Genomic DNA, 11,307 nt, shown 5'->3' with positions numbered 1-11,307 from the left:
CCTCCGCAAGCCCTGCGCTCGGCCTCCTGAAGTCGCAATCTGCGTCGCCTGTGCTTTCGCGCGCTTAGAAGCAAAAGCAGAAAGCAAAAAGCAGGCGCAGAGACAGAGGCAACCGCAGAGCCGAAGGCCCAGGCGAGGATAACTGCTGCCCTATGGCAGCCTGGTTCGAACCCCATGCGGCCTGCGTGGTCTTCTTAGGCGAAGCCTGGCTTGATACCCCAGGCCGGTGGGTTTGCCACCGCGCTTGTGTCATCATGCTCCGACCGCCGGTGAGTCTCCATTTATATGCCCTCTATGAACAGACCTTACGCATTGCTGCTTGCCTTCGCCCTGCTCCAGGGCTGCCAGAGCCTGGCCCCGCAAAAGGCCGAGCCCCCCGCCGCCGAAACCGGCAAGCGCGAGGCCGAAAAGCCCATGGTGTATGGGTCGTTCACGCAGGACACACTCTATAGCCTGCTGGTGGCCGAATTGGCCGGCCAACGCAACCGCTTCGATATCGCCCTGGCCAACTACACCGACCAGGCCACGAAAACCCAGGACCCTGGCGTTTCCGAACGGGCCTACCGCATCGCCGAATACCTGGGCGCCGACGAACCCGCCCTGGACAACGCCCTGGTGTGGGCCCGCAACGACCCGCAGAACCTCGACGCCCAACGCGCCGCCGCCATCCAGCTGGCCCGCGCCGGCCGTTACGACGACGCCATGGCTTATATGGAGAAGGTGCTGCAGGGCCAAGGCGATACCCATTTCGACTTCCTGGCCCTTTCTGCTGCCGAAACCGACCAGAGCACCCGCGATGGCCTGCTGCACAGCTTCGAGCGGCTACTGGCCAAATACCCCGACAACAGCCAGCTGATCTTCGGCAAGGCCTTGCTGCTGAACCAGGATGGCAAGGCCGAACAAGCCCTGGACCTGCTCGAATCGCACCCGCCACAAAACGGTGAAATCGCACCCATACTGCTGCGCGCGCGGCTGCTGCAAGCACTGGACCGTGGCCCCGAGGCCCTGCCGTTGCTGCGCAAGGCCATCCGCGACAACCCTGATGACAAGCGCCTGCGCCTGACCTATGCCCGCACCCTGGTGGAGCAGGACCGCATCGCCGACGCCAAGGGTGAATTCCTCAGCCTGGTCCAGCAGTACCCCGAGGACGACGAGCTGCGCTATTCCCTGGCCCTGGTCTGCCTCGAGAACAAAGACTGGGACGAGGCCGAGAGTTACCTGCAGGAACTGGTCGAGCGCGACAGCAACACCGATGCGGCGCACCTGAACCTGGGCCGCATTCGCGAAGAGCGGCACGACCCTGCCGGCGCCCTGCGCGAGTATGCTCTGGTAGGCCCAGGCCCCGACTACCTGGCGGCCCAATTGCGCCAGGCCGATATCCTGATCGCCAACGGCCGGGGCACCGAAGCGTCACGCCTGCTGGCCGAAGCCCGCGAGGCCCAGCCCGAGCAGGCCATTCAGCTGTACCTGATCGAATCGGAAAGCTACAGCAACAACAACAAGGACGCTCAGGCCAACCAAGTGCTGCAGCAAGCCATCCAGCGCTACCCCGACGACCTCAACCTGCTGTACACCCGCGCCATGCTGGCAGAAAAGCGCGACGACCTGGCCCAGATGGAAAAGGACCTGCGCGCCATCATTGCCCGTGAGCCGGAAAACGCCATGGCCCTGAATGCCCTGGGCTACACCCTGGCTGACCGCACCACCCGTTATGCCGAGGCCCGCCAGCTGATCGACAAGGCCCACCAGCTGACCCCGGACGACCCCGCTGTACTCGACAGCCTGGGCTGGGTGAATTACCGCCTGGGTAACCTGGACCAGGCCGAAGCCTACCTGCGCCAGGCGTTTGCCAGCTTCCCCGACCATGAAGTGGCTGCCCACCTGGGTGAAGTGCTCTGGGCCAATGGCAAACGCCGCGAGGCCCGCCAGGTGTGGGCCAAGGGCTTCGAAGCCCAGGCCGACAGCCCCATTCTGCGCAAGACCCTTTTGCGCCTGACCGGATCCGAGACTCTCTAGACCATGCTATTGCGCCATTTCATTACTTTCTCCCTCATCGCCCTGCTGGCAGGCTGCGCCGGTTTCGGTAGCCGCGAGGCCTTGCAGGGCCAAGGCGACCCGCAACAATGGCGGGCCCATAAAGAACAGCTGACCCAGCTCGACGGCTGGCAGATCAATGGCAAGGTAGGCATCCGCGCCCCACGCGACTCCGGGAGCGGCACCCTGTTCTGGCTGCAGCGTCAGGACTACTACGACATTCGCCTGGCCGGCCCATTGGGCCGCGGCGCCGCACGCCTGACCGGTCGCCCGGGCGGCGTGGTGCTCGAAGTGGCCAACCAGGGCCGCTATGAAGCCACCAGCCCCGAAGCCCTGCTGGAAGAGCAGCTGGGCTGGAAACTGCCGGTATCGCACCTGGTGTGGTGGGTGCGCGGGCTGCCCGCCCCCGACAGCAAGAGCAAGCTCACCCTGGACGGCGACAGCCGCCTGGCCGGCCTGGAGCAGGACGGCTGGCAGGTCGAGTACCTGAGCTACGCCGAACAGAACGGCTACTGGCTGCCTGAACGCCTGAAGCTGCACGGCAAGGACCTGGACGTGACCCTGGTGGTCAAGGACTGGCAACCGCGCCAGCTGGGGCACTGAGTTCATGCCCACGCTGACCCTGCCTGCCCCGGCCAAGCTCAACCTGTGGCTGCACATCATTGGCCGCCGCGATGATGGCTACCACGTGCTTGAAACCGTGTTCCAGTTCCTGGAGCACGGCGATGAGCTGAGCTTTGCCCTGCGTGACGACGGCATTATCCGCCTGCACACAGACATCGCATCGGTACCGCACGACAGCAACCTCATCGTGCGTGCCGCCCGCCAGTTGCAGGCACAGTCAGGCACCGCGCTGGGCGCCGACATCTGGCTGAACAAGGTGCTGCCCATGGGTGGCGGCATCGGGGGCGGCAGTTCGGATGCCGCCACCACCCTGCTGGGCCTTGCCCACCTGTGGCAACTGGGCTGGAGCGAAGACCGCCTGGCTGCCCTGGGCCTCTCGCTGGGCGCCGACGTGCCGGTGTTCGTACGCGGCCATGCAGCGTTCGCCCAAGGCGTGGGCGAGCAACTGACCCCGGTCGACCCGGAGCAGCCCTGGTACGTCGTGCTTGTGCCGCAAGTGTCTGTCAGCACAGCAGAAATTTTTTCGCATCCACAGTTGACACGTGATTCTCTCCCCCTTAAGATGCGCCCCGTTCCCGAGGGAAACAGTCGAAATGACTGCCAACCGGTGGTAGAGCAGAATTACCCGGAAGTTCGCAACGCGCTGAATTCACTGGGCAAATTCACAGAGGCTCGACTTACCGGCACTGGAAGTTGTGTGTTTGGGGCCTTCCCAAGCAAAGCCGAAGCTGATAAAGTTCTGGCCCTTCTTTCAGCGACCCAAACAGGGTTTGTGGCGAAAGGAAGCAATATTTCGATGTTGCATCGCAAGCTGCAAAGTCTGGTCAAGAAGTCGAGCGCATAAGCGTTCGCAGCAACAGATACAGGGGCGTCGCCAAGCGGTAAGGCAGCAGGTTTTGATCCTGCCATGCGTTGGTTCGAATCCAGCCGCCCCTGCCATTTTCCTTATACTCATCCAGGTATACCCTCAGCCTTCAGGTACTGCGCGTGTCCAAGATGATGGTCTTTACGGGGAACGCCAACCCCGATCTGGCTCGACGTGTGGTACGTCAGCTGCATATCCCTCTCGGTGACGTCTCTGTCGGTAAATTCTCCGACGGCGAGATCAGCACTGAGATCAATGAAAATGTCCGCGGTAAAGACGTTTTCATTATTCAGCCGACCTGCGCACCGACCAACGATAACCTGATGGAACTGGTAGTGATGGCCGACGCCTTCCGCCGCTCCTCAGCCTCCCGAATCACCGCCGTGATTCCCTACTTCGGATACGCCCGCCAGGACCGCCGTCCGCGTTCGGCACGTGTAGCCATCAGCGCCAAAGTCGTCGCTGACATGCTCACTGTCGTGGGTATCGACCGTGTACTCACCGTCGACCTGCACGCTGACCAGATCCAGGGTTTCTTCGATATCCCGGTCGACAACATCTACGGCTCGCCCGTACTGGTCGATGATATCGAAGACCAGCGTTTCGAGAACCTGATGATCGTTTCCCCGGACATCGGTGGTGTCGTGCGCGCACGTGCCGTCGCCAAGTCCCTGGGTGTCGATCTGGGTATCATCGATAAACGCCGTGAAAAGGCCAATCACTCCGAAGTGATGCACATCATCGGCGACGTCGAAGGGCGCACCTGCATCCTGGTAGACGACATGGTCGACACCGCCGGCACCCTGTGCCACGCGGCCAAAGCCCTGAAAGAACACGGTGCTGCCAAGGTTTACGCCTACTGCACGCACCCTGTCCTGTCGGGCCGTGCGATCGAGAACATCGAGAAGTCGGTACTGGACGAGCTGGTGGTGACCAACACCGTTCCGCTGTCCGCCGCTGCTCAGGCCTGTGACCGTATCCGTCAGCTGGATATCGCACCGGTTGTGGCTGAAGCGGTACGCCGCATCAGCAACGAAGAATCGATCAGCGCAATGTTCCGCTAAGCGGAACGCACGCTGACGAAAAGCGCCCCGCCCCAGCACCGTTGCTGGGGCGGGGCTTTTTTGCCATCCCCGTTGGCGCTGGTCGCAAACGCCCTCGGGGGGCTATTTTGGAGAAACAAAATGACTGATTTCACTCTGAACGCCCAAGCGCGTACTGACCTGGGGAAAGGTGCGAGCCGCCGCCTGCGTCACTCCGCCAGCATCCCAGCCGTTGTTTACGGTGGTGGTAAAGAAGCTCAATCCCTGACCATCGTGGCCAAGGAAATCGCCAAACTGTTCGAAAACGAAGCTGCCTTCAGCCACGTTATCGAACTGAACGTTGATGGCACCAAGCAAAACGTCATCATCAAGGCCATGCAGCGCCACCCGGCCAAGCAGTTCATCATGCACGCCGACTTCATCCGCGTTGTGGCTGGTCAGAAACTGACCGCCAAAGTACCGGTTCACTTCATCAACGAAGAAGCCCCGGTCAAGAAAGGCGGCGAAGTTTCGCACGTTGAGTCCGAGCTGGAAGTTTCCTGCGAAGCGAAGGACCTGCCTGAGTTCATCGAAGTGGACCTGGCCAACGCCGAAATCGGCACCATCATCCACCTGTCGGACCTGAAAGCTCCGAAAGGCGTAGAGTTCGTTGCTCTGGCCCACGGTGATGACAAAGCAGTTGCCAACGTTCACGCCCCGCGCGTTTCCGCTGAAGCTGAAGAAGAAGGCGCTGCCGAGTAATCCACTCGCACGCCGGTGTTGATCGGGTTACAGTGCCGCGCGCCCTGTAACCCAACAACCCCAAGGAAGAGCCCCTGACGTGACCGCCATCCAGTTGATCGTCGGCCTGGGTAACCCCGGCCCCGAATACGAACAGACCCGGCATAACGCAGGGGCTCTTTTCGTAGAACGCATTGCCAGCGCCCAGCGTGTTTCGCTCGCCGCTGACAAAAAATATTTCGGCCTGACGGCTAAGTTCAGCCATCAGGGCAACGATGTTCGCCTGCTCATCCCCACCACCTACATGAACCGCAGCGGCCAGTCCGTGGCGGCATTGGCCAATTTCTTCCGGATCAAACCGGAGGCCATCCTGGTGGCGCATGACGAACTCGACCTGCCGCCCGGCGTTGCCAAGCTCAAGCGCGGCGGTGGCCATGGCGGGCATAACGGCCTGCGCGACATCATCGCGCAGCTCGGCAACCAGAACGACTTCCACCGCCTGCGGCTTGGCATCGGCCACCCGGGTGACGCCAAACTGGTCTCCAACTTCGTCCTGGGCCGCGCGCCGCGCGCCGAGCAGGAGAAGCTCGACGCCAGCATCGATTTTGCCCTCGGCGTGCTGCCGGAAGTGCTGGCCGGCGACTTCGCCAAGGCCATGCGCGAGCTGCACAGCCAGAAGGCCTGATTTCCTTTAGAGAGGGGAATACCCATGGGTTTCAATTGCGGCATCGTCGGCCTGCCCAACGTCGGCAAGTCCACCCTGTTCAACGCCCTGACCAAGTCTGGCATCGCGGCGGAGAACTTCCCCTTCTGCACCATCGAGCCGAACAGCGGCATCGTGCCGATGCCCGATGCGCGCCTGAATGCACTGGCGGAAATCGTCAAGCCCAACCGCATCCTGCCGACCACCATGGAGTTCGTCGACATCGCGGGCCTGGTTGCCGGCGCTTCCAAAGGTGAAGGCCTGGGCAACAAGTTCCTGGCCAACATCCGCGAAACCGACGCCATTGCTCACGTGGTGCGCTGCTTCGAAGACGAAAACGTGATTCACGTCTCCAACAGCGTCGACCCCAAGCGTGACATCGAGATCATTGACCTCGAACTGATCTTCGCCGACCTGGACAGCTGCGAGAAACAGCTGCAGAAAGTGGCCCGCAATGCCAAGGGCGGCGACAAGGAAGCCCTGGCGCAAAAGGCCATCCTTGAGCAATTGATCCCGCACTTCACCGAAGGCAAGCCTGCGCGCAGCCTGATGAAGAACATGAGCGCCGAGGACAAAGCCGTTATCCGTGGCTTCCACCTGCTCACCAGCAAGCCGGTGATGTACATCGCCAACGTGGCTGAAGACGGCTTCGACAACAACCCGCACCTGGACGTGGTGCGCGCCATCGCCGAAGAAGAAGGCGCGGTCGTGGTGCCGGTGTGCAACAAGATCGAAGCTGAAATCGCTGAGCTGGACGACGGCGAAGAAAAGGACATGTTCCTGGAGGCCCTGGGCCTGGAAGAGCCTGGCCTGAACCGCGTGATCCGCGCCGGCTACGAGCTGCTGAACCTGCAAACCTACTTCACTGCCGGTGTGCAGGAAGTGCGTGCCTGGACCGTTCGCGTCGGCGCTACTGCCCCCCAGGCTGCTGGCGTGATCCACACCGACTTCGAAAAGGGCTTCATCCGCGCCGAAGTGGTTGCCTACGACGACTTCATCCAGTTCAAAGGTGAAAGCGGTGCCAAGGAAGCCGGTAAATGGCGCCTGGAAGGCAAGGACTACATCGTCAAAGACGGCGACGTGATGCACTTCCGCTTCAACGTGTAAGCACGCCCGGTGCAACACCTGAAACCCTTGAGGTCAGCGCCTCAAGGGTTTTTTCATTTCCAGGGCGCCTGCACCGCGTGTGCCCATCTAGGTCACCGGTTCAGAAGTCGCCTCGCAAGGTCAGCATGTAGCTTCGCGGTGTGCCGTAGGTAGTGCCGCGAGTCCAGTAACCGGTAGAGTCGAAGTACTTGCGGTCTAGCAGGTTCTCCACGTCCACGCCCACCGTCCAGTGCGGGTCCAGCTTGTAGGCAGCCCGGGCATCGAAAATGGCGCGGCCGCTGTTGCTGACTTCGATCGGCGGATCGTAATAGTGGGATTGGGCAGACACGCCACCGCCGATGCTGAAGCGGCTCCACTCCCCTGGCAAGGTGTAGTTGGTGTTCAGCCGCAGCATGTGCTTGGGCGTTTGCCCCGAGATCGGGCCGCCGCTTTCCGACTGCGTGGTGTTGTAGGTATAACCGGCAGCCACCTGCAGGCCAGGCAGCAGCTCGCCCGTGGCTTCGGCCTCGAAGCCTTTGCTGCGGCTGATGCCATCGCTGTTGATGAAGCAGCGGCCAGCGATGTCATCTGCGCACTTGCCATCGTTGGCGTAGTCCCGTGCGGCGACTTTCTCTTGCTCGATGTAGAACACTGCAAAAGACACGTTCAGGCGTTTGTCGAGCAGCTCGCCCTTGATGCCAGTCTCGTAGTTGGAGCCCACGGACGGGTCCAGCATCTTGCCGTCGACGGTACGGGAGCTGGCCTGGGGCATGAAGATGTCCGCATAGCTGGCATACAGCGACCATTTGTCGTTCAGGTCGTAGATAGCACCCACGAAGGGCGTGAACTCGTGCTTCTGTTCATTGGTGCTTTTCGAGTCTTCGCTGGAGGTCTCGGTCTTGTACCAGCTCAGCCGCCCACCCAGTACCAGGCTCAGGTCTTCGGTCATGTGCAGGCGGGCGTTAAGGTAGGTGCCATAGCGCGTATCGAAGGTGTCCTGCTTGTAATCCCACCCCTGGCGTGCCAGCTCTGGCACGTTATTGTGATCAGGCCGGTAGACGTTCAGCGGGATGGGGCTGTCCAGTGCCTGGGAGACCTCTTTATCGTTCATGTTGCGCCTGGACCAGTTGGCCCCCAGCGACAGTTGATGGCGCAGGCCGAAGGCCTCGAAGTCGCCGTCCACATGGCCGTCGACGGCATTGGCCGTGACGTCGAACTTGTGATAATTGACGTCGTTTACCTTGGGGCCGGTGGGGCTGCCATAGGCCAGGGTGTCTTCGGCGTCCCATTCGATGGCGCTGCGGTTGTAGCTGCTTTCGGAATGGGAGAGCGCCAGCTTGCCGGTCCAGTTGTCATTGAAACGGTGGTTGAGGTCGGCGAACACTTCATCGGTGCGGCTCTGCAGGGTGGCCCAGTCCTGCCCCAGGAACGTCGAGCGCTTGAGGTGCGGGTTGCTGGCATCCGGGTTGTTCGGCAGGCCCAGCACGCTGTAGCCATCGATGCGCGAGGTTTGCCGACGCAAGCCCAGCGCAACGGTGGTGGCGTCGCTCAGGTCGCCTTCGACGATTCCATACAGCAACGGGCGCTTGGACTTGGTCACGTCGGTGAAGTAACCACGGTCCTCGTAGGAGGCGACCATGCGGCCACGCAGGGTGCCCTCAGGGTTCAGCTTGCCGCTGGCGTCCAGGTCCAGGCGGTAGTTGTCCCACGACCCCGCCCGGGTGATGACCGTAAAACGTGGGTCGGCAGTAGGGCGTTTGCGCACCAGGTTGACCGCGCCGCCCGGGTTACCCGCGCCAACCAGCAGCCCGGCAGCACCGCGCAGCACCTCTACCCTGTCGAACACCGCCATGTCCGGGATCATCCACCCGGTGTAGGCGTATGCCTGACCGGCCACGCCGTCGACCATGTAGCTGTCGTCGGTCAGGTCAAGGCCTCGGGAGCTGAAATGGTGGTTCCCGTAGCCCCGGTTGGCCCGGGTGATGCCGGTGGTCTGGGCCATCACCTGGTCAAGGGACACCAGGTTCTTGTCATCCATCAGCTTGCGTGTCACCACAGTCACGGACTGCGGCGTCTCACGCAGCGTCTGCGGGGTTTTGCCGATGGTCACGGCGCCAGTGCTGTAGGAATTTGTGAACTCGGTGGTCTCCCCCAGGCCCTGGCTGTTGATGTTGGTGGCGCCGAGTTCCAGTGCGCCTTCCGCGTCCACCGCAGGCACCACGCTGAAGGTGCCGCTGCCGGTCACGATGGCCTGCAGGCCGCTGCCGGCAAGCGCCTGCTGCACGGCCTGCAACGGGCTCATCTGGCCCTGTATGGCCGGCGCCTGCTTGCCGGCGACCAGCGCCGGGTCCAGGGACATCACCTGTCCGCCCTGGCGGGCGATGGCATTGAGGGTTTGCGCCAGGCTGGCGGCCGGTAGATCGAAGCGCTGCTGCTGTTGCACAGAACCTTGCGCCCACACGTGGGCCGCGGGCGCGGTGGCCAGGGTGATGGCGAGGGCAAGGGGCCAGGGTTTGAACACGTGAAGACTCCTGAATTTTTGCTGTTGTCAGGAGGGAGGTGGGACGAAACCCAAAAAGCGGACACGAATCATAAAAATTTTCATTCGAGCAGGGGCAAGGTTTTGTGCCTGCGTGTTCACCGCGCTTCGATCACCGTCACCCACCCGCCGAAACGTCTCACCCGGATAGGCATGGTTTCCTCCAGAGCCGCCAGTGTTCGCTCACTGTCATCCAGCGGAAATACGCCCTGCACGCGCAGCTGACGTACCTGCGGGCTGACGCGGATCACACCCGGGCGATACGGGCGAAGGGCGTCGACGACAGCGTCCAGCGGCTCGTCCAGCACACTGAGGTGGCCCTCAAGCCAATCGGCGCGGTAGGCCTGGCTGCCCTGCAGGGGCTCGATGCGCTTGGTGGTGAGCAAGGCCGCCTGCCCTGCCGCAAGGTCGAGCCAGGCACCCCCTGGCAGCGATGCCCGCACGGCATGCTCCAGCACCACCACACGGGTGGCATCAGCCTGCTGCTCGACCAGAAAACGCGTACCCAGTGCGCGCGCATCACCCTGCTCACTGCGCACGATGAAGGGCCTTGAAACATCGGGCGCCACCTGTATGACCAATGCGCCGCGATAGAGGCGCAACAGGCGCTGCCCGGCCGTGAACTGCACATCCACGGCCGTGCCTGCGTTCAGGCTCAGCCGGCTGCCATCGGGCAGCATGAGGGTACGGCGTTCGCCGGTATCCGTGCGCAGGTCGGCGATCAACACCCGGCCACCTTCACTGCGTACCCCCAGCCACAGAGCCCCACCCACTACGCCCAACCCGCCGATACCGCGCAACACCTCACGCCGGCCAATCGACGGCTGCAGCAGGGTATCACGCAGGGCATCGGGCGCCTGCCGCGCCACCTCGTAGTGCTGGCCCATGCCCCGCTGCAACTGTTCCCAGGCCTGGGCATTGGCGGGGTCCTGAGCCAGCCACTGGCGGAACTGGGCCTGCTGGCGGGCTTCGTCGCGGCCCGAGCGCAGCCGCACCATCCAGGCGATGGCCTGCTCGGCGGCCGGGCCAAGGGCGGTGCGGCTCATGGCTGTGCGCCGCTGAGGTAGCACTGGCGCAACGCCTGGGTCATGTACCGCCCGACCGTGCGCTCGGACACCCCCAGCCGACGGCTGATCTCGGCATAGGGCAGCCCATCCAGCTGGCTCAGCAAAAAGGCTTTTTTTACCACCAAAGGCAGCCCGGCCAGGCTGTGGTCGATGGCGTGCAGCGCCTCGAGCAACAGGTGGGTTTCTTCTGGCGAGGGCGCCAGCGCCTCTGGCAGCAGCATCAGGCGCTCCAGGTAGGCTTGCTCCAGGCGGCGCCGCCGGTGGCGGTCGAAGATCAGCCGGCGGGCGATGGTGGCCAGGTAGGCACGCGGCTGCTCGATGGTCGCCGGGTCCACCCGGGCGGCGATGATCTGGCAGAAGGTTTCGGCCGCCGTGTCCTCGGCATCCGGGCGGTTGCTCAACTGGCGCCGAACGTGCTGCAACAGCCAGCGATGGTGGTCACTGAAAAAGAAACCCAGCTTGCGGGTATCGGATAGAGACACGGGCGAAACCAGAGGTGAATGAGAATGCATCGCATCTTATAGGCAGCGAGGTTGAAGTGCCAGCGCCCATGAAGCTGCCGACGCAACAAGCAACATTGGCCCGAAACAAACGTAGGAGCGAGCGCAGCTCGCGATGCGCCGCGC

10 protein-coding genes and 1 tRNA gene are annotated in these 11,307 nt (G+C 62.8%); 8 read left to right on the top strand and 3 right to left on the bottom strand.

Annotated elements, in window-relative coordinates:
• Positions 1 to 294 precede the first annotated feature (294 nt).
• The 8 genes from IAE36_RS23070 (at position 295) to ychF (ending at position 7,096) form a co-directional block, all read left to right on the top strand.
• Positions 295 to 2,016: a tetratricopeptide repeat protein gene (locus IAE36_RS23070; protein WP_201214931.1), complete on the top strand. Its 1,722-nt coding sequence runs from the start codon at positions 295 to 297 to the stop codon at positions 2,014 to 2,016.
• A 3-nt stretch (positions 2,017 to 2,019) separates the two neighbouring features.
• On the top strand, positions 2,020 to 2,637 hold the full coding sequence (lolB, locus tag IAE36_RS23065) for a lipoprotein insertase outer membrane protein LolB (protein ID WP_028631689.1): 618 nt from the start codon (positions 2,020 to 2,022) through the stop codon (positions 2,635 to 2,637).
• Positions 2,638 to 2,641: 4 nt separating this feature from the next.
• A complete protein-coding gene (gene ispE, locus IAE36_RS23060; RefSeq protein WP_201214930.1) occupies positions 2,642 to 3,502 on the top strand; it encodes a 4-(cytidine 5'-diphospho)-2-C-methyl-D-erythritol kinase in 861 nt (286 codons plus the stop codon).
• Positions 3,503 to 3,522: 20 nt separating this feature from the next.
• Positions 3,523 to 3,597, top strand: a tRNA-Gln gene (locus IAE36_RS23055).
• A gap of 48 nt (positions 3,598 to 3,645) precedes the next feature.
• Positions 3,646 to 4,587 carry a ribose-phosphate pyrophosphokinase gene (locus tag IAE36_RS23050; RefSeq protein ID WP_003247410.1) on the top strand — a complete coding sequence of 314 codons (942 nt, stop codon included), beginning with the start codon at positions 3,646 to 3,648 and terminating at the stop codon, positions 4,585 to 4,587.
• A gap of 120 nt (positions 4,588 to 4,707) precedes the next feature.
• On the top strand, positions 4,708 to 5,307 hold the full coding sequence (locus IAE36_RS23045) for a 50S ribosomal protein L25/general stress protein Ctc (RefSeq protein WP_028631691.1): 600 nt from the start codon (positions 4,708 to 4,710) through the stop codon (positions 5,305 to 5,307).
• A 79-nt stretch (positions 5,308 to 5,386) separates the two neighbouring features.
• On the top strand, positions 5,387 to 5,971 hold the full coding sequence (gene pth, locus IAE36_RS23040; protein WP_201214929.1) for an aminoacyl-tRNA hydrolase: 585 nt from the start codon (positions 5,387 to 5,389) through the stop codon (positions 5,969 to 5,971).
• Positions 5,972 to 5,995: 24 nt separating this feature from the next.
• A complete protein-coding gene (ychF, locus tag IAE36_RS23035) occupies positions 5,996 to 7,096 on the top strand; it encodes a redox-regulated ATPase YchF (protein ID WP_028631693.1) in 1,101 nt (366 codons plus the stop codon).
• A 100-nt stretch (positions 7,097 to 7,196) separates the two neighbouring features.
• Here the strand turns inward: ychF and IAE36_RS23030 are convergent, their stop codons facing one another.
• The 3 genes from IAE36_RS23030 to IAE36_RS23020 form a co-directional block, all read right to left on the bottom strand.
• On the bottom strand, positions 7,197 to 9,596 hold the full coding sequence (locus IAE36_RS23030) for a TonB-dependent siderophore receptor (RefSeq protein ID WP_201214928.1): 2,400 nt from the start codon (positions 9,594 to 9,596) through the stop codon (positions 7,197 to 7,199).
• 116 nt (positions 9,597 to 9,712) lie between these two features.
• Positions 9,713 to 10,660, bottom strand: coding sequence for a FecR domain-containing protein (locus IAE36_RS23025; protein ID WP_201214927.1), 948 nt, complete (start codon positions 10,658 to 10,660; stop codon positions 9,713 to 9,715).
• Positions 10,657 to 11,193 carry a sigma-70 family RNA polymerase sigma factor gene (locus tag IAE36_RS23020; protein WP_060482440.1) on the bottom strand — a complete coding sequence of 179 codons (537 nt, stop codon included), beginning with the start codon at positions 11,191 to 11,193 and terminating at the stop codon, positions 10,657 to 10,659. Before IAE36_RS23020 ends, IAE36_RS23025 begins: the two co-directional genes overlap by 4 nt.
• Positions 11,194 to 11,307 lie beyond the last annotated feature (114 nt).

The sequence above is a fragment of the Pseudomonas sp. S36 genome (assembly GCF_016647875.1).
Taxonomy (GTDB): domain Bacteria; phylum Pseudomonadota; class Gammaproteobacteria; order Pseudomonadales; family Pseudomonadaceae; genus Aquipseudomonas; species Aquipseudomonas parafulva.
The sequence above is the reverse complement of the archived record's forward strand: the minus strand, read 5'-3'. Positions and strand labels throughout refer to the sequence as shown.

Coding starts and splice junctions, on each gene's coding strand:
- IAE36_RS23070 (WP_201214931.1), top strand. CDS start 295: ATGAACAGACCTTACGCATTGCTGCTTGCCTTCGCCCTGCTCCAGGGC.
- ispE (WP_201214930.1), top strand. CDS start 2,642: ATGCCCACGCTGACCCTGCCTGCCCCGGCCAAGCTCAACCTGTGGCTG.
- IAE36_RS23025 (WP_201214927.1), bottom strand. CDS start 10,660: ATGAGCCGCACCGCCCTTGGCCCGGCCGCCGAGCAGGCCATCGCCTGG.
- ychF (WP_028631693.1), top strand. CDS start 5,996: ATGGGTTTCAATTGCGGCATCGTCGGCCTGCCCAACGTCGGCAAGTCC.
- IAE36_RS23020 (WP_060482440.1), bottom strand. CDS start 11,193: ATGCATTCTCATTCACCTCTGGTTTCGCCCGTGTCTCTATCCGATACC.
- lolB (WP_028631689.1), top strand. CDS start 2,020: ATGCTATTGCGCCATTTCATTACTTTCTCCCTCATCGCCCTGCTGGCA.
- IAE36_RS23045 (WP_028631691.1), top strand. CDS start 4,708: ATGACTGATTTCACTCTGAACGCCCAAGCGCGTACTGACCTGGGGAAA.